Source organism: Azospirillum sp. B506 (assembly GCF_000333595.1).
Classification (GTDB): Bacteria; Pseudomonadota; Alphaproteobacteria; order Azospirillales; family Azospirillaceae; genus Azospirillum.
The window spans coordinates 23,288-43,187 of sequence record NZ_BADK01000952.1 but is presented as its reverse complement, the minus strand read 5'-3'; the positions used below and the strand labels follow the sequence as shown (position 1 = coordinate 43,187).

Annotated in this window: 20 protein-coding genes, 3 tRNA genes and 2 pseudogenes; 17 read left to right on the top strand and 8 right to left on the bottom strand. The window is 67.3% G+C overall.

Annotated features, from left to right (window positions below; translation table 11 throughout):
- The first annotated feature begins 129 nt into the window (after nt 1-129).
- Nucleotides 130-1,218: a ParA family protein gene (locus I71_RS29600; protein WP_244434135.1), complete on the top strand. Its 1,089-nt coding sequence runs from the start codon at nt 130-132 to the stop codon at nt 1,216-1,218.
- Between the two features lie 37 nt (nt 1,219-1,255).
- On the opposite strand, the gene I71_RS29595 is transcribed toward I71_RS29600, so the two are convergent.
- On the bottom strand, nt 1,256-1,762 hold the full coding sequence (locus tag I71_RS29595; protein ID WP_042702815.1) for a hypothetical protein: 507 nt from the start codon (nt 1,760-1,762) through the stop codon (nt 1,256-1,258).
- Nucleotides 1,763-2,132: 370 nt separating this feature from the next.
- Between I71_RS29595 and I71_RS29590 the strand changes: the two genes are divergently transcribed.
- Nucleotides 2,133-3,248 (top strand): NADH:flavin oxidoreductase/NADH oxidase, encoded by a 1,116-nt coding sequence (locus I71_RS29590; protein ID WP_042702812.1) that lies wholly within the window; start codon nt 2,133-2,135, stop codon nt 3,246-3,248.
- Between the two features lie 63 nt (nt 3,249-3,311).
- On the opposite strand, the gene mgrA is transcribed toward I71_RS29590, so the two are convergent.
- Nucleotides 3,312-4,355 (bottom strand): L-glyceraldehyde 3-phosphate reductase, encoded by a 1,044-nt coding sequence (mgrA, locus tag I71_RS29585; protein WP_042702810.1) that lies wholly within the window; start codon nt 4,353-4,355, stop codon nt 3,312-3,314.
- Nucleotides 4,356-4,840: 485 nt separating this feature from the next.
- On the opposite strand from mgrA, the gene I71_RS29580 reads away from it, so the two are divergent.
- From I71_RS29580 to I71_RS29555, 6 genes are read left to right on the top strand one after another with little or no spacing between them, the layout of a single operon-like run.
- Entirely contained in the window at nt 4,841-5,092 is a 252-nt protein-coding gene (locus I71_RS29580) for a DUF1127 domain-containing protein (protein ID WP_244434134.1), read from the top strand.
- A 4-nt stretch (nt 5,093-5,096) separates the two neighbouring features.
- A complete protein-coding gene (locus tag I71_RS29575; protein ID WP_042702806.1) occupies nt 5,097-5,531 on the top strand; it encodes a GNAT family N-acetyltransferase in 435 nt (144 codons plus the stop codon).
- A 43-nt stretch (nt 5,532-5,574) separates the two neighbouring features.
- Entirely contained in the window at nt 5,575-6,588 is a 1,014-nt protein-coding gene (locus I71_RS29570; protein ID WP_042702805.1) for a threo-3-hydroxy-L-aspartate ammonia-lyase, read from the top strand.
- Nucleotides 6,589-6,640: 52 nt separating this feature from the next.
- On the top strand, nt 6,641-7,447 hold the full coding sequence (locus I71_RS29565; protein WP_042702802.1) for a PhzF family phenazine biosynthesis protein: 807 nt from the start codon (nt 6,641-6,643) through the stop codon (nt 7,445-7,447).
- 7 nt (nt 7,448-7,454) lie between these two features.
- Entirely contained in the window at nt 7,455-7,841 is a 387-nt protein-coding gene (locus I71_RS29560; RefSeq protein ID WP_042702800.1) for a VOC family protein, read from the top strand.
- Nucleotides 7,834-8,178 carry a gamma-glutamylcyclotransferase family protein gene (locus tag I71_RS29555; protein WP_042702798.1) on the top strand — a complete coding sequence of 115 codons (345 nt, stop codon included), beginning with the start codon at nt 7,834-7,836 and terminating at the stop codon, nt 8,176-8,178. Before I71_RS29560 ends, I71_RS29555 begins: the two co-directional genes overlap by 8 nt.
- 7 nt (nt 8,179-8,185) lie before the next feature.
- On the opposite strand, the gene I71_RS29550 is transcribed toward I71_RS29555, so the two are convergent.
- From I71_RS29550 to I71_RS29535, 4 genes and pseudogenes are all read right to left on the bottom strand, one after another.
- Nucleotides 8,186-9,190, bottom strand: a complete 1,005-nt coding sequence (locus I71_RS29550; RefSeq protein WP_042702796.1) for a GNAT family N-acetyltransferase — start codon at nt 9,188-9,190, stop codon at nt 8,186-8,188.
- A 74-nt stretch (nt 9,191-9,264) separates the two neighbouring features.
- Nucleotides 9,265-9,786 carry a GNAT family N-acetyltransferase gene (locus I71_RS29545; RefSeq protein WP_042702794.1) on the bottom strand — a complete coding sequence of 174 codons (522 nt, stop codon included), beginning with the start codon at nt 9,784-9,786 and terminating at the stop codon, nt 9,265-9,267.
- Between the two features lie 37 nt (nt 9,787-9,823).
- Nucleotides 9,824-10,714, bottom strand: a complete 891-nt coding sequence (gene rpoH / locus I71_RS29540) for an RNA polymerase sigma factor RpoH (protein ID WP_042702792.1) — start codon at nt 10,712-10,714, stop codon at nt 9,824-9,826.
- A gap of 161 nt (nt 10,715-10,875) precedes the next feature.
- Nucleotides 10,876-11,932: pseudogene (locus I71_RS29535) on the bottom strand (RluA family pseudouridine synthase).
- A 52-nt stretch (nt 11,933-11,984) separates the two neighbouring features.
- Here I71_RS29535 and I71_RS29530 point away from each other — a divergent pair.
- The 7 genes and pseudogenes from I71_RS29530 (at nt 11,985) to I71_RS37865 (ending at nt 14,693) form a co-directional block, all read left to right on the top strand.
- Nucleotides 11,985-12,302: a hypothetical protein gene (locus tag I71_RS29530; RefSeq protein ID WP_042702790.1), complete on the top strand. Its 318-nt coding sequence runs from the start codon at nt 11,985-11,987 to the stop codon at nt 12,300-12,302.
- A gap of 24 nt (nt 12,303-12,326) precedes the next feature.
- A pseudogene (locus tag I71_RS40905) lies at nt 12,327-12,881 on the top strand (threonine aldolase family protein); the annotation flags it as partial.
- Nucleotides 12,882-13,032: 151 nt separating this feature from the next.
- Nucleotides 13,033-13,350 (top strand): hypothetical protein, encoded by a 318-nt coding sequence (locus tag I71_RS40900; protein WP_307189037.1) that lies wholly within the window; start codon nt 13,033-13,035, stop codon nt 13,348-13,350.
- A 55-nt stretch (nt 13,351-13,405) separates the two neighbouring features.
- Nucleotides 13,406-13,481, top strand: a tRNA-Glu gene (locus I71_RS29520).
- 67 nt (nt 13,482-13,548) lie between these two features.
- Nucleotides 13,549-13,624, top strand: a tRNA-Glu gene (locus tag I71_RS29515).
- 46 nt (nt 13,625-13,670) lie between these two features.
- Nucleotides 13,671-13,746, top strand: a tRNA-Glu gene (locus I71_RS29510).
- 251 nt (nt 13,747-13,997) lie between these two features.
- Nucleotides 13,998-14,693, top strand: coding sequence for a hypothetical protein (locus I71_RS37865; protein WP_148294394.1), 696 nt, complete (start codon nt 13,998-14,000; stop codon nt 14,691-14,693).
- A 278-nt stretch (nt 14,694-14,971) separates the two neighbouring features.
- On the opposite strand, the gene I71_RS29505 is transcribed toward I71_RS37865, so the two are convergent.
- Both I71_RS29505 and I71_RS29500 read right to left on the bottom strand, forming a co-directional pair.
- Nucleotides 14,972-15,397, bottom strand: coding sequence for a DUF2267 domain-containing protein (locus tag I71_RS29505; RefSeq protein WP_042702788.1), 426 nt, complete (start codon nt 15,395-15,397; stop codon nt 14,972-14,974).
- A gap of 1 nt (nt 15,398) precedes the next feature.
- Nucleotides 15,399-16,589 carry a class I SAM-dependent RNA methyltransferase gene (locus I71_RS29500; RefSeq protein ID WP_042702786.1) on the bottom strand — a complete coding sequence of 397 codons (1,191 nt, stop codon included), beginning with the start codon at nt 16,587-16,589 and terminating at the stop codon, nt 15,399-15,401.
- 192 nt (nt 16,590-16,781) lie between these two features.
- Here I71_RS29500 and I71_RS29495 point away from each other — a divergent pair, with 192 nt between their 5' ends.
- Nucleotides 16,782-17,582, top strand: coding sequence for an SDR family NAD(P)-dependent oxidoreductase (locus I71_RS29495; RefSeq protein ID WP_042702784.1), 801 nt, complete (start codon nt 16,782-16,784; stop codon nt 17,580-17,582).
- 247 nt (nt 17,583-17,829) lie between these two features.
- On the top strand, nt 17,830-19,878 hold the full coding sequence (locus I71_RS29490; RefSeq protein ID WP_042702782.1) for a methyl-accepting chemotaxis protein: 2,049 nt from the start codon (nt 17,830-17,832) through the stop codon (nt 19,876-19,878).
- Nucleotides 19,879-19,900: the final 22 nt, after the last annotated feature.

The window sequence follows — 19,900 nt, the reverse complement described above, 5'->3', positions numbered from 1 at the left end:
CGTCCGCAACCCCCGAACGTGCGGGAAGACTTGGGCGCGTCCGGCGCTTATAGTGCGCCCGCGCTCCAGCCGGGGGGAACCCGGTCCGGGGCGGAGGGATAGCCGCAGAAACGGCGAAGCGGAATGGATATGACCAGCCACGAAGACGTCTTCGACACGCCGGAGACACGGCAGCCGACCATCCTGTCGGTCTACAATCAAAAGGGCGGCGTCGGCAAGACGACCACGTCGGTGAACCTCGCGCTCGCGCTGGCGGCGCTGGGCAGGAGCGTCGTGCTGATCGATTTCGACCCGCAGAGCAGCGCGACCAGCAACTTCCTGCTGCGCGACAAGGCCAAGGTCGGCATCAACGACCTGCTGCGCAAGGAAACCTTCGTCGAGGACGCCATCACTCCGACCTCCTTCGACGGGCTGTCGATGATCGTCGGCGCGCGCAAGCTCTACTCGCTGGAGCATGCGCTGGACAGCCGCGGCGGTTCGCAGCGGGGGTTGCGCAAGGCCCTGCATTTTTCCCGCAACCCGCCGGACTATGTCGTCATCGACTGCCCGCCGGCGCTGGGCCATCTGGCGGCCGGCGCCCTGGCGGCGTCGGACCGGCTGATCGTGCCGGTCTTCCCCGGCCGCTATGCGCTGGACGGGCTGCGGCGCACCCTGCAGGTGGTGGAGCATATCCAGAACGGGCTGAACCCCAACCTGTCGCTGGCCGGCATCCTGATGATGTCGATCACCAACGACGAGGTCGGGCGCGAATCGTTGACGCAGCTGCGCAACGAATTCCCTGAGCAGATGTTCCGCACCGCCTTCCCCTATGACGTGGATGTGGTGAAGGGCGACTACCGCCGCATGCCGGCGATGATCTTCACGCCCGAAGGGCGGACGACCAGCCGCTTCGCCGCGCTGGCCTGGGAGATCGTCCATGGCCGCGGCAGCACGCCGGACGACGCCCAGCTGAAGCCGGCGCTGGAGCGGATCCGGTCGTGGCACGAGGCGACCGACACCTCCTACAGCGCGCGGCGCGCCTCCTCATCGACGAGGGCGACGAGCCGTCGGCGCCGGCGGGGGCAACGTGGGCGGCAGGCGGAGCGCGCGCAGTCCTCCGGCCGCGGCGGTATGGCGGCCGGCATCATCGGGCTGGTGATCGGGGTGGTCGCCGGCTTCGCGCTGGGGGCGGCGGTGGGGCAGCCGGTCCTCGGGAAATTGCTTGGGCTTGGGGGGTGAGGTCTTCCCTCTCCCCAGGGGGGGCCGGTACGGCGGCCTACCGGCCGCCGCGCGCCTTGATGTTGGCGGCGTTCATCTCGTCCAGGATCAAGCCGCGCGCCGGCGCCGATCCCGCTTCGCCATAGCGCTGCACCTGGACCGACGAGCCGAGCTGCCTGGCGATGGCATCGGCGATGGTGTCGCGGCGCTGGGCGTCCGTCATGCCGGAGGTGCGCGCCTGGAGCGAGGTCCAGTCGATCCGGGTGGAGATGCCGTTGGACATCAGGGTCTGACCGTCCCGCCATACCGCAGCGACCACCCGGCCGCCCTCGCGAAACACCGTGTGCGCCTGAACCGCCCGGTTCTTGCTGGCGACGCTCGGATCGACCGCATCCGGATCGCTGGACAGCTTCATCTGCTGCTGGAAGGCGGTGTCGTTGGCGCGCACCTGCGCCGTCAGCTCGGCGGACGCCCTGACGGCGCCGACCACGGCGACGGGTGTCCCGCCGGCCAGCCGATAGGCGTTCGCCGGCTGCGATCCGGGCATCGTGGCGATGCTGGTCATAGTGGGGTCCTCCCGGTTGATGACGGGGAATGAAACGCAATCTTCGTGCCATTGCCCGCGCCGAGGAAACCGCCGCACGCTCCCGTCGTTGTCGCTATGGGGTGTTGCGGGCGGGCAGAAAACGCCGATCCGGTGCAGTCGGAATTTCCCGGCGAGCCGTGAAAAATATGCCGATGGGATCGAAGGATCTCCGGACGGGACGTCGGTGCCCGAACACCTGCGCACCGGTATCCGCAGCCATGCGGCAATCGTGGGGCGTTTGGCGGCAGGACGGGTTGGTTGAGGCTGGGGCGCACCTAAATCTCCCCGATCCGCGGCGGGGGAGAACATACCCCCTGCCGCCACCGACACGATCGAGACGGGAATCCGCATGTCCGCTCTGTTCACGCCCTTCACGCTGAAGGACGTCACCCTGCGCAACCGCATCGCGGTTCCGCCGATGTGCCAGTACAGCGCCGTCGACGGCGTCGTCAACGACTGGCATCTCGTCCATTATCCCGCCCTTGCCCGCGGCGGCGCCGGTCTGGTGATCGTCGAGGCGACGGCGGTCTCGCCGGAAGGCCGCATCACGCCGGGCTGCACCGGCCTGTGGAGTGATGCCCAGGCCGAGGGGATGGCGCGCATCGCCGCGTCCATCGCCGCCGCCGGGGCCGTTCCCGGCATCCAGATCGGCCATGCCGGCCGCAAGGCCAGCGCCAACCGCCCGTGGGAAGGCGACGACCACATCGCCGAGGACGATCCGCGCGGCTGGGACACCATCTCGCCCTCGGCGGTGCCCTTCGGCCATCACCTGCCGAAGGTGCCGACGGCGATGACGCTGGACGACATCGCCCGCGTCCGCGCCGATTTCGTGGCCGCCGCCGTGCGCGCCCGCGATGCCGGCTTCAAGTGGCTGGAGCTGCATTTCGCCCACGGCTATCTCGGCCAGAGCTTCTTCTCGGTCCATGCCAACAAACGCACCGATCAGTATGGCGGCGATTTTGCCGGCCGCAGCCGCTTCCTGCTGGAGACGTTGGCGGCGGTGCGCGCGGTGTGGCCGGAAAACCTGCCGCTGACCGCCCGCTTCGGCGTCATCGAGTATGACGGGCGCGACGAGGAGACGCTGGCCGAGTCGATCGAACTGACCCGCAACTTCCGGGCCGGCGGGCTCGATCTGTTGAGCGTCAGCGTCGGCTTCTCCACCCCTGAGGCCCAGGTGCCGTGGGGGCCGGCCTTCCTGGCGCCGGTCGCCGAACGGGTGCGGCGCGAGGCCGAACTGCCGGTGGCGGCAGCCTGGGGCATCGACGCGCCGAAGATCGCCGACCGCACCGTCGCCGACGGGCAGCTCGATCTGGTGATGGTCGGCCGCGCCCATCTGGCCAACCCGCATTATCCCTACCGTGCCGCCAAGGAACTGGGCGTCGAGCGTCCGTCCTGGGTGCTGCCGGCGCCTTATGCCCACTGGCTGGAACGCTACCGCGCCACCGACACCGTCACGGTGGACTGAGGGTGGCGGCTTTTTAGGACGGAGGAATCCCCCCTCTCCCCCCTGGGGAGAGGGGGCTAAGCATCAGCCCGCTTCCGCCGAGGAGGAGGCGCTCCACAAATTGATGCCGGCGTCGGCGACGGCGTGGGTGTCGATCTCCGCCAGTTCCTCCGGGCTGAAGGACAGGGTTTTCAGCGCGTCCAGCGAGTTGTCCAGCTGCTCGACGTTGCGGGCGCCGATCAGGGCTGAGGTCACGCGCGGGTCGCGCAGCACCCAGGCGATGGCCATCTGCGCCAGCGTCTGGCCGCGCCGCCGGGCGATGGCGTCGAGCGCGCGGATGCGCTCCAGATTCTCCGGCGACAGGAAGGTGGCGCGCAGGCTCCCGCCCTTGGCGGCGCGGGCGTCGGCAGGCTGACCTCCCAGATATTTGTTGGTCAGCATGCCCTGCGCCAGCGGCGAGAAGGCGATGCAGCCCATGCCGAGATCGTCCAGCGTGTCGAGCAGACCGCCCTCGACCCAGCGGTTCAGCATCGAGTAGGAGGGCTGGTGGATCAGGCAGGGGGTGCCCAGCTGCTTCAGGATCCCCGCCGCCCGCCGCGTCATCTCCGGCGAGTAGGAGGAGATGCCGACATAGAGCGCCTTGCCCTGGCGGACGATGTGGTCGAGCGCGCCCATCGTCTCCTCCAGCGGGGTGCGCGGATCGACGCGGTGCGAATAGAAGATGTCGACGTAATCCAGCCCCATCCGCTTCAGGCTCTGGTCCAGGCTGGAGACCAGATATTTGCGGGAACCCCAGTTGCCGTAGGGGCCGGGCCACATCTCGTAGCCGGCCTTGGTCGAGATCACCATCTCGTCGCGGTAGGGGCGGAAATCGGTGGCGAGGATGCGGCCGAAATTCTCCTCCGCCGACCCCGGCGGCGGGCCGTAATTGTTGGCGAGATCGAAATGGGTGACGCCGCGGTCGAAGGCCCGGCGCAGCACCGCGCGCCCGGTGGCGAACACGTCGGCGCCGCCGAAATTCTGCCAGAGACCCAGCGAAATGGCCGGCAGGTCCAGCCCGCTGCGGCCGGTGCGGCGATAGCTCATGCCCTCGTAACGCCCATCGGCGGCAAGGTAGGGCGGCTGCATGGCGAACTCCCCAATCGGTTCTTAGTGATATATCAGCATAGGGCGGCAGGGCACCGCCGTGCAACGGCTCCGCCGGTCATATCACTCCCGGTTTTCCGAATCGGATGGCGGGGCGCACAGCCTGCCCCCGCAGTCGTGCAGTTGGCGTGCCTGAACGTCTCGCGTCCTCTCGGGCCGGCCGCCGCCGCTTCGATTCTGGGGCTATGTGATCGGGACAATCCTGTCTTGCGGCGCTGACTTGTCCCACAAATGATCGGTCGGGACGAACGATCGTCCGGCGGGCCGGCGAACACCGTAACAAACCAGGGGTTTTTGAAGATATTCCAGCGACGCGGTGGGGGCTTTCTCCGCCTGTGGCCGAAAAGATACATCCGATATCGGAAATGTAATGGTGACAATGTTCCGTTTGACCCCGTCGATTTCGTCCTCATAATCCTGATTGTCTCGATTGTTCGAGCGATGTGCGCCAGATTATGGAGGATCCGATGCGCCAGACCGATGTGACCCGCAGTTCCGGCCTTTACACGGCAGCCCCGGGCGCCGTTCCGGCCGCCAACCGCGTCACCGGTGTCGCCCGTCGCCCGCTCTGGCGGCTGCTCGACGTGTTGTTTTCCGCGATGGAACGGCGCAAACAACGTCAGGCACTGATGGGGCTCGACGACTATCTGCTGAAGGACATCGGAATCAGCCGGTCCGAGGCGGATCAGGAGGTGTCGAAGCCGTTCTGGCGGGGATGAGACGATGGCCGACGAATCCGTTCAGCACCGGTCCGTTCAAATCGAATACGCGGTCGAACCGGAGCTGAGCGCAGATGCGTTCATCGACGTTCTGGAACGCTCCGGGCTGGCGGAACGCCGGCCCGTGGGCGACCGGCCGCGGGTGGAGGCGATGCTGCGCAACGCCGGCCTGATCGTCACCGCAAGGGAACAGGGGCGGCTGGTCGGCGTCGCCCGCTCGATCACCGACTTCGTCTATTGCTGCTATCTGTCCGACCTTGCCGTCGACCGCGCCTTGCAGGGGCGCGGCATCGGCAAGGAGCTGATGCGCCGCACCCGCGACGCGATGGGGCCGGGCACCATGTGCCTGCTGCTGTCCGCACCCAAGGCCGTCAGCTTCTATGAGCAGGCCGGGCTGAAACGGCACGAGCAGGCCTTCCTGTTCACCGATCTGGAATAAGCCTCCGGAACAAGACACCGGGGCGAGGGGGAGCACCGCCGCCATGCCCGATACGATCACCAGCACCGTGGCCGATACGACCGGCCTCGCCATCTCCTATGCCGATGTGGCGGGGGCGGCGGAGCGGATCGCCGGCGTCGCCCACCGCACGCCGGTGCTGACCAGCCGCACCGCCGACACGCTGACCGGCGGCGAGCTGCTGTTCAAGTGCGAGAATTTCCAGCGCACCGGCGCCTTCAAGATCCGCGGCGCCTACAATGCGGTGTCGCGCTTCACCCCGGTGCAGCGCGCGCTGGGCGTCGTCGCCTATTCGTCGGGCAACCATGCCCAGGCGCTGGCGCTGGCGGCGTCGATGCTGAAGGTGAAGTCGACCATCGTCATGCCGGAGGACGCCCCGGCGGCCAAGCTGGCGGCGACGCGCGGCTATGGCGCCGACGTGGTGCTGTACGACCGCTATGCCGAGCCGCCGGACGCCGCCGTCGCCCGCGTGCTGGAGGAACGGGGCGGCGTGCTGATCCCGCCCTTCGACCATCCGCATGTGATGGCCGGCCAGGGCACCGTCGCCAAGGAGCTGATCGAGGAGGCGGGGCAGGCGGGCGGGCCGCTCGACCTGCTGGTGGTGCCGACCGGCGGCGGCGGGCTGCTGTCCGGCTGCGTCGTCGCCGCGAAGACGCTCAATCCCGGCTGCCGCGTCGTCGGGGTCGAGCCGGAAGCCGGCAACGACGCCCAGCAGAGCCTGCGCAGCGGCGCCATCGTCCGCATCGATGCCCCGAAGACCATCGCCGACGGCGCCCAGAGCCGCGCGGTCGGCCAGCTGACCTTCCCGGTGCTGCAGCGGCTGGTCGACGACATCGTCACCGTCACCGACGGCGAGCTGGTCGACGCCATGCGCTTCTTCGCCGGCCGGATGAAGATGCTGGTGGAGCCGACCGGCTGCCTCGCCGCCGCCGCCGTGCTGTCCGGCAAGTTCGACGTCCGCGGCAAGCGCGTCGGCATCGTCGTCACCGGCGGCAATGTCGACCTCGCCCGCTTCGCCTCGCTGGTGCAAGCGGACTGACCGCCGTTTTTTTGCGACTCACGTTCCCCCAAGACGTAAGGGATCCCTCTTCATGACCGGGAAAGCCACGCGCCTGCCCATTTATCAGGTCGATGCCTTCACCGACCGCGTCTTCGCCGGCAATCCAGCGGCGGTGGTGCCGCTGGAGTCCTGGCTGCCCGATGCGCAGCTCCAGGCCATCGCGGCGGAGAACAATCTGGCGGAGACCGCCTTCTTCATCCGCAGCGGTGAGGAGTTCGAGCTGCGCTGGTTCACCCCGGCGGTGGAGGTCGAGCTGTGCGGCCACGCCACGTTGGCGACAGCCTTCGTCATCTCCACGATTCTGGAGCCGGGCCGCGCGCGCATGGACTTCGCCACCCGGCAGGCCGGCACGCTGACCGTCACCCGCGACGGCGACCGCTACACGCTGGACTTCCCCAACCGCCCGCCCCAGCCGGCGGAGAGCCCCGACCCGACCCTGGTTGCGGCGCTGGGCGGACCGGCGCCGGTCGCGATCCTGGGCGGGCGCGACTATCTGGTGGTGTACGAGTCGGCCGACGCGGTGCGGGCGCTGGCGCCGGACATGTCGCTGCTGTCGAAGCTGGACAAGTGGGCGGTCTGCGTCACGGCGCCGGGAGAGGACGGGGTCGATTTCGTGTCGCGGTTGTTCGCCCCGGCCCAGGGCATCCCGGAGGATCCGGTCACCGGCTCCACCCATTGCATGCTGACGCCTTATTGGGCGGAGCGGCTGGGCAAGACCGTGCTGACGGCGCGCCAGGTCTCGGCCCGCGGCGGCGACCTGCTGTGCGAACTGGCCGGCGACCGGGTGAAGATTGCCGGCCAGGCGGTGCTGTATCTCGAAGGCTCGATCCTGGTGTGAGGCTGCGATGACCGTTCAGTTCCAGCGGGTGGCGCCGATCCTGCCGGTGCGGGATGTGCGTGCGGCACTCGCCCATTACTGGAGCCTCGGCTTTACCGTGACCGCCTATGACGAGGCCGCCGCGGATCCCGTCTATGGGTTCCTCGATTGGGGCGGGGTCGGCCTGCATCTGACCCGGGTTCCGGACCTCGATCCCGACCGCTCGGCCGTCGCCTGCTATCTTTATGTCAGCGACGCCGACGCGCTCCATGCGGCGTGGACGGCGGCGAAGGCCGGCGGGCGGCTGACGGCGGTGTCCGAAACCCCCTATGGCCTGCGCGAGTTCGCCCACATCGATCCGGACGGCAATCTGCTGCGGGTCGGTGCGGAAGCGGGGAGGGATGGCAATGGCTGACGATACGGTCCTTCTGTTTTCCTACGGCACGCTGCAGCAGGACACTGTGCAGCTGGCGTCCTTCGGCCGGCTGCTCGCCGGGCGGACGGACGCCCTGCCGGGCTATCGCTGCGACATGCTGGAGATCACCGACCCGGAGGTGATCCGCACCAGCGGCAAGCGCTTCCACCCCGTGGTCAGCGAAAGCGGCGACCCGGCCGACGAGGTTGCCGGCACCCTGTTCGAGATTACCCGGGAAGAGCTGGCCGCTGCCGATTCCTACGAGGTCGCTGATTACAGGCGGGTCATGGTCCGGCTGAAATCGGGGGCGGAGGCCTGGGTCTACATCAAGGCGTGAGGAACCGTCAGGACCGGCGGGGCCGGGCGAAGGGCCGAACGAAGGATTGCTCGGTCACCTCGGTGCCCCACTGGCTGCCGGACCATTCGTCGGCAAGGGCGAAGCCGGCGTCTTCGTAGAGGCGCCGGGCGGCGTCCAGGCCGCGGAAGGTCCAGAGCCGGGTTTCGGCGAAGCCGCTGCGGTCGGCGAAGGCCAGCGCTTCGTCGAGCAGCCGCCGGCCCACGCCACCGCCGCGCCGCCCATCCTCGACGATGAACCAGCGCAGATGGGCGATACGGGGAGTGGGGCCGGCGCCGAAGGCATCGCCGGACAGGTCCTCGCCGTCGATGGCAATGGTGCCGACGATGCGGTCGCCGTCCAGTGCCGTCCAGATGGCGTTGCAGGGACGGTCGAGCCGAGGCAGGAACTCCGCCAGCCCGGCGGCGACCCTGCTTTCGAAGACGGCGCCGAAGCCATGGGCACGGGCATAGAACTGCGCATGCAGGTCCACGGTGCGGCCGATCAGTCCGGGCCGATAGCCGCGTTCGAGGCGCACCGCCGGGGCGGCCCGCGCCGGCACCCCCGCGGTCTTCGTGGCCCGGCGGGCATGCAGGGCGTCGGCGTAGAGCCGCAGCCCTTCCATCACCACGGCATGGTCGGCGGCAGGCAGGCAGGCCAAGGCGCCGCCGACCTGCTCATGGGCGAAGGAATCGATGGCGGCCAGCGTCCGCCGCCCCTGGGCGGTCAGGGTGAGCCGTTTCGCCCGTCCATCCGTATCGCTGCTTTCCTCCGCCAGTTCGCCGCCGTCGACGAGCTTGCGCAGCATCCGGCTGACGCTGGATTTCTCCAGGTTGAGCCGGTCGCACAGCTCCGTCGCGGTCAGGCCGCCCCGGTTGCCGATCTCGATCAGCGCATGCACCGCCGAAGCCGGCAGCTCCGTTCCGGCAAGGGTCGGCTTCATGAAGCCGAGTTCGCGCACGATCCGGCGTGACGCATCGCGGATCGGCAGGACGGCATCCTCGGTGACGGGCATGATCGGTCCGCACATAGTTGTATCATACAACTATGTGCGGAAAGGACGGCGTCTGTAAAGGCGCGATGGCGGTGTCACATGACTTTCTCGAAGCGGAACATCTCGCCGCCGCCGGGCAGGCCGGAGGGCCCTGGCCAATGCGGGTCGGGGTGGCGGGCGCCGAAGAACTCGACGATCCTGAAGCCGCACTTGTTCACATAGAAGTGGATGTTGCGCTTCTCGAAATAGGGCGTGTGGGTCTGCCAGACCCGGGTCCGGGGATAGCGTTGCTCGATCGCCATCCAGGCCTTGAAGCCCAATCCCCGGCCATGCTGCGCCGGGGACAGGAAGAAGAGGTCCAGCGAATTGTGCTGCGTCGCCGCGTCGATCACGACGACGGCGCCGCCGACCCGTTCGTCCCCGCACAGGATATGCAGAAGCTCGGTGCCCGGCGCGCCCATCGACTCGTCGAGATCGCTGCCGCGTGGAATCGAATCGTCGGGGAGGCAGCCGAACGCCTCGATGACGGCGACCGCGAAGGCAGCCTCCATGTCGGCCTTGAAGACCGGCAGATCGCGCGGTTCGACGGCCGCGAGTGTAACCTCGGTGTCCTGCATGTCCGTGATCTTGAGCCGTTTGCGGTGCTGTCCCGCCTTACGCCTCGGTCTCCATCTTCTGTTCCACCGCGGCGGCCTTGATCGCCTTCTGCAGCTTTTCGAAGGCGCGCACCTCGATCTGGCGGACGCGCTCGCGGCTGATGCCGTATTTCTGCGACAGATCCTCCAGCGTCGTCGGCGCCTCGCGCAGGCGGCGTTCGGTCAGGATGTCGCGCTCGCGCTCGTTCAGCGCGGTCATCGCATTCGCCAGCAGCGTGCGGCGCTTGCCCAGCTCCTCGCGGTCGGCCAGCGTGATTTCCTGGCTGGCGCTCTCGTCCACCAGGAAATCCTGCCATTCGCCCTCGCTTTCCGCCCGCAGCGGCGCGTTCAGCGAATGGTCGGGGCTGGCCAGCCGCCGGTTCATGTTGACGACGTCCTGTTCCGGCACGTCCAGCTTGGTGGCGATGGCCTGGACCTGCTCGGGCGACAGGTCGCCCTCCTCGATGGCCTGCATCTGGCCCTTCAGCCGGCGCAGGTTGAAGAACAGCTTTTTCTGGGCGGCGGTGGTGCCCATCTTCACCAGCGACCAGCTGTGCAGGATGTATTCCTGGATCGCCGCGCGAATCCACCACATGGCGTAGGTCGCCAGCCGGAAGCCGCGGTCGGGATCGAAGCGCTTCACCGCCTGCATCATGCCGACATTGCCTTCGGAGATCAGCTCCGACAACGGCAGGCCATAGCCGCGGTAGCCCATGGCGATCTTGGCCACCAGCCGCAGATGGCTGGTGACGAGCTGGTGGGCGGCGCCGGAATCCTCATGCTGCTGCCAGCTCTTGGCCAGCATGTATTCCCGCTCCGGCTCCAGCATCGGGAACTTGCGAATCTCCTGGAGATAGCGGGACAGATTGCTCTCGGACCCGATCGCCGGAAGGTTGGATGCCGTCGCCATGGTAAAACCCCTCTCCTGACAGCCGGCGTTCCCATCCGAAGGATTTCAGGGGCCGCCGCCGCGCTTCAGCGCGGGTTCCACAGGCCCCTCGCAATGAGCGGGCGAAGGAACCTCGCCATTGGCCGGGAGTCTAACCAAGAAACATTTCCCGGTGTACCGTTTTAAACCGATTCAAGGGTGACAATTAGTTCATGAATGTCGGTCGGAATTGAGGAGTGGAATGCCACAATTTCGCCACTAATCGGATGGCGAAAGGTCAGCGCCGCGGCGTGCAGCGCCTGACGCGGAAACCCGACAAGGCCGGACCGTACCGGTTCCGGCAGAAGCGAGGCGAATTTGCCGCCGGGCCGCCCCGACCGGCCGCGGCCATAGAGCGGGTCGCCGACCAGCGGATGGCCGATGTGGGTCAGATGGACGCGGATCTGGTGGGTGCGCCCGGTCTCCAGCACGCATTCGACCAGCGAGGCGGCCATGCCGAAGCTCTTGACCACGCGGTATTTGGTGCCTGCCGGCTTTCCGCCGCCGGTGACCACCGCCATCTTCTTGCGGTCGGCGCTGCTGCGGCCGATGTTGCCCTCGATCCGGCCCTGCGTCGGATTCGGCACGCCCCAGACCAGCGCCAGATAAGTGCGGCTGAGCGTGCGGTCGGAGAACCTGTCCCGACAGGCCATGGTGGGCGCGGTCGTTCTTTGCGACCACCATCAGGCCGCTGGTGTCCTTGTCCAGCCGGTGGACGATGCCGGGCCGCCGCACCCCGCCGATGCCGGACAGGCTGTCGCCGCAATGGGCGAGCAGGGCGTTGACCAGCGTGCCGTCCGGGTTGCCGGCGGCGGGATGCACCACCAGCCCGGCCGGCTTGTCGATCACCAGCACGTCGGCATCCTCATAGACCACGTCGAGCGGGATGTCCTGCGCCACCGGTTCAGCGGCTTCCGCCCCCGGAACCTGGACCTCGAAGGTCTGGCCGGGTTTGACCCTCAGGGACGGGTCCGTTATCGTCCGGCCGTCGCCGCGCACGCAACCCTGGTCGAGCAGGGCCTGCACGCGCGACCGCGACAGGTCCGGCAGGCCCGCCGCCAACGCCTTGTCCAGCCGCTGCCCCGCCGCCTCGTCGGGGATGGTGTAGGCGAGCAGCTGGGGAGCGGCGGAGGAGCCGGCGTCGTCGTCCGCATCGAGGACATCGTCGGACAGGTCATCATCTGGCGTGTTGGCGGCCATCGGCTTTGCGTATCGCGTCCTGTTTCAATCGTCCGGGAGTGGACCCCAAACCGTGCAGATCCTCAAGGCACTCGTCGTCATCATGGGCGTTCTCATCCTCGCCGGCTTCACCTTTCTGGGGGTGGAGCTGTACAAGCGGATGTCGGACCCCACCCGCGCCTCCCTGACCGCCACCGCCCCGGCGCAGGTTCCGGCCGAGCGCCCGGCCGAGGTGACGCTGGACGTTCCGGCCGGCGCCCGCATCGGCGAGATTCTGGTCGTCGGCAACCGCGTCCTGTTCAAGGTGACCCTGCCGCAGGGGCCGGACCGCCTTTATCTGATCGACCCGCGCAACGGCGCCGTCACCGCGACGGTGACCGCCGGCAAGTGACCGCTTCCCCCTATCCGGACACAGATGATGCATGATTTCCGCAGCGACAACGTCGCCGGTGCCGCCCCGCAGGTGATGACGGCGCTGGCCGCCGCGTCCTCCGGCACCGCGTCGCCCTATGGCAACGACCCCTGGACCGCGCGGGTGACCGAGCGGCTGTGCGCGATCTTCGCGACCGAGGTCGCGGTCTTCCCCGTCGCCACCGGCACGGCGGCCAACTCGCTGGCGCTGTCGGCGCTGGTGCCGCCCTATGGCGCCGTGCTGTGCCATGACGAGGCGCACATCACCATCGACGAGTGCGGCGCACCGGAATTCTTCACCGGCGGCGCCAAGCTGGTCCCGCTGGCCGGCGCGCACGGCAAGCTGACGCCGGACGTTGTGCTGGGCCACATCGCGAAGGCCGGTGTCGGCGTCGTCCACCGGGTGCAGCCCGCCGCCCTCAGCCTGACCCAGGCGACCGAGGCCGGCACCGTCTATACCCCGGCGGAGGTCGAGGCGCTGGTCGAGGCCGCCCATGCCACCGGCATGGCCGTGCATATGGACGGGGCCCGCTTCGCCAACGCCATTGCCCGGCTGGGCTGCAACCCGCCGAAGGTGACGTGCGGGGCCGGGGTCGACGTGCTGACGCTGGGCGCACCAAGGGCGGTTGCCTCCCCGCCGAGGCGGTGGTGTTCTTCAACCCGGCGATGGCCGAGGATTTTGGCTTGGCCGCAAGCGCGGCGGCCATCTGGTGTCGAAGATGCGCTTCCTGTCGGCGCAGTTGGACGCCTGGCTGGAGGACGGGCTGTGGCTGCGGCTGGCCGCCCACGCCAACGCCATGGCCGACCGGCTGGCCGCCGGGCTGACCCTGCTGCCCGGCGTCGAGCTGGCCCACCCGGTGGAGGCGAACGAGCTGTTCGTCCGCTTGCCCGCGGCCTATGCCGAGGCGCTGGAAGGGGCCGGTTACGGCTTCTACCGCTGGGACGACGGCACGGCGCGCTTCGTCACCGCCTTCGACACGCCGGCGGCGGCGGTCGACGGATTGTTGGGTATTTTGCGCAGCCTGTAAGAAAAGGCTTGATCGGCGGGGCCGGCTTGGTTAGAAACCCGCCCACGCCGATGACGTCCCCATCGTCTAGAGGCCTAGGACACCGCCCTCTCACGGCGGTAACAGGGGTTCGACTCCCCTTGGGGACGCCAACCTTTCCAGGTTGGATCGCGCGGCCGGTGGCAGCCTCCACCGCCGCGACACGCATCGGGACCAGACGTCCCCATCGTCTAGAGGCCTAGGACACCGCCCTCTCACGGCGGTAACAGGGGTTCGACTCCCCTTGGGGACGCCATCCACGCGCTGGGTGAGTTCATTGAGCGCGGGCTTGAAGGTACAACGTCCCCGTCGTCTAGAGGCCTAGGACACCGCCCTTTCACGGCGGCGACACGGGTTCGACTCCCGTCGGGGACGCCACTTCGCAGTTTTCGATCAAAACCAACGGGTTGTCACGACTGCCAACCCGAAACGGGCATAAGTGCCCTTGGTGGATCGGAATACGACAAAACCCATCGCCCTAACATCATTTTTGAGGTAGCTTCTTCATAAAAAATCACCTTTGAGGCGATTTTCTTTGAATCAGGGCGCCTATGGATCGCACCGATTTCGAGCGTCTAAGGGATATGGTCGGCAAGCTTCCTGAATAATATTTCTTTGGGAATGTGCATATGAACGAGCGGAACGCAGAAGATTCAAGGTTAAGCTATGTTGATTTGATGGGAGAAGAACTTGGGAATGTATATTCTGCTCTATGGCAGGAGGTTGCATCTGTTCATAGAAAGTGGAATGAGTTTGTCCACCTTTTTGGATCCCGCGAGTCACGCGTTGGATTGCTTAATGAAGCGGCGGCCCATTTCTTTGGGATGATTCAGGGGGTTCTATGGGAGGATATAATACTTCATTTGGCTCGGATAACTGATCCCGCGGTGACATTGAAGACGAAGAAGAATTTATCGATTCAGGGTATTTCAGGATTAATCCCAGATGCTAAACTGAGGGAGTGCGTCCAAAATCGAGTGGATGTTGCCGTTGCGGCATCATCATTTTGTCGTGATTGGCGAAACCGACATCTTGCTCACCGTGATCTTGACCTTTCATTGGAGAGGGCAGCAACTCCGCTTGAACCGGTAGACCGTACAATGGTCAAGGCCGCGTTGAAGGCAGTTGCAGATGTGATGAACGCTGTTTCAGGCCATTACGAGGATTCAGAAACTGCTTTCCACCTAGGTATCAGTCACAGTGGTGCAGAGGCATTACTCTACGTTCTTGATGAAGGCTTACGTGTTGAGCGACAGAGAATGGAGCGTATCTCAACCGGAACCTTCACCTCGGAAGACATCGAGTTTCACAGGCGGGACATCTAGGAAACGGTCACCCGTAGCCAATGCTTGATGGAATTCCGAATACGGTTGATATCCGTTTTGGATGTCCTGAAAACTCGACACATCATCTCCACACACTTCACTGTTTGTGCCGCCGTATGGCGTTAGAAAAGATGTTTCCGAGCCAAGCCTCCCCGTCCCGTCGGGGACGCCATTTTCCGCAATGAAAACTTCTGAACTCTCCAAGATAAAAGCACGTCGATGACACCGTTTTTCCGTGGCATGCACCTTTGATCCGTTCAGGCCATGTTGCCGATCTTCTATAGTTTCACGCGCCAGAATTCGACCGCTCCCTTAGGCAGTGTGCCGATCACACGGCTGAACGCCTGCCGGTCCACATGCTTGTGCAGTGCCATCGCCACATCGCGGATGCAGCTATCGGGGGCGAAATTATGGTCGCGGCGTAACGATTGTGCCTCTCGGGTCATGGCTGCGCAGTCGCTGAAATCCAGGCGTGGCTCGTCCAGTTTCCAGTCGGACACGAAGATCGCCCGCAGAACCGGCGGTAGAACCTGGGCGAAACGGATTGCGTCTTCGACCGACAAGCGGCGCCGGAAGACCTGCAATACCCCTTGCACCATGGTGTAGGTCTGGTTGCGGGTTGTCAGGGCTGAGAAATCGCGCGCATCGGCCAGAAAACGCTCGAACTCCTCCGACGCATGCTGGATTTCCATCGGGATCGGCATCTTACCCCAACACCCCAGTCTGATACAGCGTCACCCTGATCCCCCCGTTCGACACCGACACCCCGCCCTCCTGGAACGGCAGTTCCGTCGCCTTCGCCAGGGCGGCCTCGTTGGTGATGATGCCCACGCGCCAGCCGGCGAAGCGGGTTTTCAGCGTCTGGCCCATGGCGTGGTAGAGCGGGATCAGGGATTTGCCCTCGCCGATGCGGGCGCCATAGGGCGGGTTGACGATGACGAGGCCGGGGGGACCCTCCGGCGGGGTCAGGTCGCTGATGGCGTGGTGGGCGAAGTCGGTCCAGGCGGAGACGCCGGCCCGCTCGGCATTGGCCCGGCTCATCGTGGCGGCGCCGGCGTCGCGGTCGCTGCCGTAGAAGCGCATGGCCGGCGGCGTGACCGTGGCATTGCCGCGCAGGTCCTGCCAGCGGGCGGGGTCGAAATTGGCGAGCTGCTCGAAGGCGAAGGAGCGGGAGCGGCCGGGCTTCAGGCCGGCGGCGATCTCGGCCGCCTCGATGACGAAGGTGCCGGAGCCGCACATCGGATCCACCACGGGAACCGGCTCGCGCCCGTCATAGCCGCACTGGCGCAGGAACAGGGCCGCCAGCGTCTCGCGCATCGGCGCCTTGTTGACCGCCTCCTTGTGGCCGCGCTTGTGCAGCGACTCGCCGGAACTGTCGACGCTGATGGTGCAGAGGTCGTCGTCGATCCGCGCCTTGATCTGGACGGCGCGGGTGTCCTCCTCCGGTGCATCCCGGTCGGCGGACTTGCCGGGCTTCTTGGGTGCTGCCTTGACGATGGGGGCGCCGAGTTCCTCGGCGATGGCGCGCTCGATGCGCTGGGCGGCGGCGCCGGCATGGTAGATGCGCGAGGCCTTGCAGGAGGCCTCGACCCGGACCGGAACGTCGGCGCGCAGGATCTCGGCCCAGGGCACGCGGCGGGCGCGCTTGTCCAGCTGCGCCAGATGCAGGGCGCGGAAGCTGGCGATGCGCGCCAGCACGCGGGTGGCGCCGCGCAGCTCCAGATTGGCCCGCCACACCTCCGGCCAGCCGCCGCTGACCGTCACCCCGCCCTTCACCAGGGTGGGGTCGGTGAAGCCGCGGTCGCTGGCCTCCGCGCACAGCACGGGTTCCAGGCCGGGGGCGGCCACCAGGAAAATCTCGAAAGGCTGGGCGGGGCTGGTCGGGTCGGTCGTCATGCGCCTACATAGCGCGAAGGGCTGCGTTTCATCGACAGGATTCTCGCGGAAGGGCAGGGCGGCGACCGGTGCCAAGGACTGCCGGTTGACGGTGGGCCGCCGGCCCCTATGATCGGATTGGAACGCGAACAATCAAGCCGGCTTGCGAATCCGAACATGGGATGGGCCGGCCCCTGCGGGAGGACCCTCGACATGACCGCCATCGAGACTGCAACCGAGTCTGCCGGCTGGCCCGCCGATCTGCTGGCGCAGGAATTCCGGGACAAGCGGGTCCTGGTCACCGGCAGCAGCCGCGGCATCGGCGCCGCCGTGGCGGCGGCCTTCGCCCAGCTCGGCGCCCGTGTCGCCATCCACGGCCGCGACCTCGCGGCGGTGGAAACGGTGGCGGCCGGGATGGGAAACAGTGTGATCGGGCTGGCCGGCGACTTCGCCGACAAGGGACAGACCCGCGCGGTGGTGGAGCAGGCAATCGACCGGCTGGGCGGGCTGGACGTGCTGGTCAACAATGCCGGCACCATGCTGGGCCGGGTCGGGCTGGCCGACATCGACGACGAATTCCTGCAACAGCAGTTCGACCTGAACGCCGCCTCGGCCGTCGTCGCCAGCCGGGTCGCCCTGCCGGCGCTGATCGTGTCGAGGGGGGCCATCGTCAACACCGGCTCCATCTCCGGCCGCACCGGCGGCAGCGCCGGCTCGTCGCTCTACAGCGCCGCCAAGGCGTTCCAGGCCAGTCTCGCCCGCTCGCTGGCGACCGAGCTGGCGCCGCACGGCATCCGCGTCAACGCGGTGTCGCCCGGCACCATCGACACCGATTTCCACCAGCGCTATTCGACCCCGGACAAACTGTCGCAAACCGCGGCCCGCATCCCGCTGAAGCGGCTGGGCACCGCCGGGGATTGCGTCGGCGCCTACCTGTTCCTCGCGTCGAACCGGCTTGCCGGTTACATCACCGGCCAGACGATCGAAGTGAATGGCGGTCAGTTCTATAACTAACGTCATTGTTTTTGCGGCCGCTAAGGGCAGGCTTTGGCAAAATGCGAAGCAAACTCAGTGGTCATGGCGAAATGCGACTGGTGAAGGACGGTTTTTGCCAAAATTGGAGCGATTTCGCTGGGTAGAAAAACAAGGGCGGCGTTAATGGTCCTTTGGCACTGTTCTTGTAGGGTACCTCGCTGACAAGCGACCGTCCAAAAGCGAGGGCGGCCTGCGGAATTAGGGTCAGAAGACGAGGTCCCCAGCCATGAACGCCGCCAGCACAGCCCAAACCAGAAACGCTGGTCCTTTCGCCAATCTGCGGACGGCGACCAAGATCTACACCGGCTTCGGCATCACGCTGGCGCTGCTGGTCGGGCTTGGGGGCGTATCCTGGACCGGTCTGCGATCGAGCGACGACGCGCTCCACCGCTACGCGGCGCAGTCGCATATCGCCATGACGTTGGGGGAGGCCGACACCAACATGTCGGACACCCTGGCGGCGGCGCAGGAATTCCTGTCCAGCGGGGCGCCTGCCGTCGCCGACCGCTTCCGCAGCGAATTGGCCGGCTTCCGCCAGAGGCTGGATCAGGCGTCGGCGCAGATGACCGATGCGGGCGACCGGCAGGCGGCGCAGGAGATCGCCACCCTGTACCAGACGCTGACCACCGGGTTCGACCAGCTGGTCGCCGCACGGACCGAGCGCGATTCCATCGTCGCCTCGGTGGTCAACACGCTGGGCGCCGACATCCGCCGCGCGTTGAGCGAGACGGTCAAGGCGGAGAAGGCCGGCGGCGACTTGGACCGCACCGTGCTGGCCGCCGACGTCAGCGAACAGTTTCTGCTGGTCCGCGTGCTGGTCGCCCGTTTCGTGGTGGAGATGAAAGCGGAGGATCTGGCCCGCATCCGCAAGGATCTGGGGGAAATGACGGCGAAGGCCGCGGCGTTGCGCGACGGTATGGCCGACGGCCCGGTCAAGGCCAAGCTGTCCGAGGCGGTCGCCAAGCTTCCCGCCTACGGCGCCGGCATCGACCGCATCTCGACGCTGAGCGACCAGCTCCAGTCGCTGAACAGAGAAACGCTGGGCAAGGCCGGCAAGCAGATCAACGACAGGATCACCATGATCCGCGATCAGTCCGCCCGCTTCCTGTCGAGGCTGGAGGTCACCGCCGCCGCCGAGGTGGCCGCCGCCGAGGGGCGTGGCACGGCGGTGACGGTCGTGGCGGTGCTGCTCGGCCTGTTGCTGGCTTGGGCGATTTCGCGGGCGATCACCCGGCCGCTCGGCAACATCACGCGGGAGATGGGGCGGCTGGCCGAAGGCGACCTGACGGTGACCGTCACCGACGACGACCGCCGCGACGAAATCGGCGCGCTGGCCCGCGCGCTCCAGGTCTTCAAGACGAACGCGCTGGAGATCGAGCGGATGCGCAAGGCGCAGGAGGAGAGCGAGCGGCAGGCCGCCGCCCAGCGCCGCCAGACGATGATGCAGATGGCCGACACCTTCGAAAGCACGGTGAAGGGAATCGTCGACACCGTCGCCACCGCCGCCACCGGCATGCGCGACGCCGCCACCGCCCTGACCGCCACCGCGCATGAGGCGAGCGAGCGCTCGCTGCTGGTCGCCTCGGCCTCCGAACAGGCATCGGCCAACGTGCAGACCGTCGCCACCGCGACGGAGGAGCTGTCGGCATCCATCTCCGAGATCGGCCAGCAGGTGGAGAACTCCACCCGCATCGCCAGCCAGGCGGTGGCCGACGCCGACGGCGCCGACCGCACCATGCGCGATCTGGTTTCCGCCGCCGAGCAGATCGGCGCGGTGGTGGAACTGATCAGCGGCATCGCCGCCCAGACCAACCTGCTGGCGCTGAACGCCACCATCGAGGCGGCCCGGGCGGGCGAGGCCGGCAAGGGCTTCGCCGTGGTGGCGAGCGAGGTGAAGGCGCTGGCGACCCAGACCTCGCGCGCCACCGACGAGATCCAGGCCAAGGTGCAGGAGATCCAGCAGACCACCGGCGGCGCCCAGAAGGCGATCGGCAGCATCGGCCAGACCATCGGCCGCATGAGCGAGATCACCACCGCCATCGCCGCCGCCATCGAGGAACAGGCCGCCGCCACCCGCGAAATCGCCTCCAGCGTCACCCAGGCGGCCCAGGGCACCGAGGAGGTGTCGAGCAACATCGCCGGTGTCAGCACCGCGGTCCATGAGACCGGCGACGCCGCCGGCCGCGTCCACGGCACCTCCGAGGAGCTGGCTGCCGAAGCCGAGCGCCTGCGCAAGGAGGTGGGGACCTTCATCGCGACGGTGCGGGCGGCGTAAAGCCCGCCGGCGGCAGGCGCCG

Coding starts and splice junctions, on each gene's coding strand:
- I71_RS29495 (WP_042702784.1), top strand. CDS start 16,782: ATGACCGCCATCGAGACTGCAACCGAGTCTGCCGGCTGGCCCGCCGAT.
- I71_RS29565 (WP_042702802.1), top strand. CDS start 6,641: ATGACCGGGAAAGCCACGCGCCTGCCCATTTATCAGGTCGATGCCTTC.
- I71_RS29505 (WP_042702788.1), bottom strand. CDS start 15,397: ATGCCGATCCCGATGGAAATCCAGCATGCGTCGGAGGAGTTCGAGCGT.
- I71_RS29575 (WP_042702806.1), top strand. CDS start 5,097: ATGGCCGACGAATCCGTTCAGCACCGGTCCGTTCAAATCGAATACGCG.
- I71_RS37865 (WP_148294394.1), top strand. CDS start 13,998: ATGAACGAGCGGAACGCAGAAGATTCAAGGTTAAGCTATGTTGATTTG.
- I71_RS29600 (WP_244434135.1), top strand. CDS start 130: ATGACCAGCCACGAAGACGTCTTCGACACGCCGGAGACACGGCAGCCG.
- rpoH (WP_042702792.1), bottom strand. CDS start 10,714: ATGGCGACGGCATCCAACCTTCCGGCGATCGGGTCCGAGAGCAATCTG.
- I71_RS29590 (WP_042702812.1), top strand. CDS start 2,133: ATGTCCGCTCTGTTCACGCCCTTCACGCTGAAGGACGTCACCCTGCGC.
- I71_RS29555 (WP_042702798.1), top strand. CDS start 7,834: ATGGCTGACGATACGGTCCTTCTGTTTTCCTACGGCACGCTGCAGCAG.
- I71_RS29570 (WP_042702805.1), top strand. CDS start 5,575: ATGCCCGATACGATCACCAGCACCGTGGCCGATACGACCGGCCTCGCC.
- I71_RS29545 (WP_042702794.1), bottom strand. CDS start 9,786: ATGCAGGACACCGAGGTTACACTCGCGGCCGTCGAACCGCGCGATCTG.
- I71_RS29500 (WP_042702786.1), bottom strand. CDS start 16,589: ATGACGACCGACCCGACCAGCCCCGCCCAGCCTTTCGAGATTTTCCTG.
- I71_RS29550 (WP_042702796.1), bottom strand. CDS start 9,190: ATGCCCGTCACCGAGGATGCCGTCCTGCCGATCCGCGATGCGTCACGC.
- I71_RS29490 (WP_042702782.1), top strand. CDS start 17,830: ATGAACGCCGCCAGCACAGCCCAAACCAGAAACGCTGGTCCTTTCGCC.
- I71_RS29560 (WP_042702800.1), top strand. CDS start 7,455: ATGACCGTTCAGTTCCAGCGGGTGGCGCCGATCCTGCCGGTGCGGGAT.
- mgrA (WP_042702810.1), bottom strand. CDS start 4,355: ATGCAGCCGCCCTACCTTGCCGCCGATGGGCGTTACGAGGGCATGAGC.
- I71_RS29595 (WP_042702815.1), bottom strand. CDS start 1,762: ATGACCAGCATCGCCACGATGCCCGGATCGCAGCCGGCGAACGCCTAT.
- I71_RS29580 (WP_244434134.1), top strand. CDS start 4,841: ATGCGCCAGACCGATGTGACCCGCAGTTCCGGCCTTTACACGGCAGCC.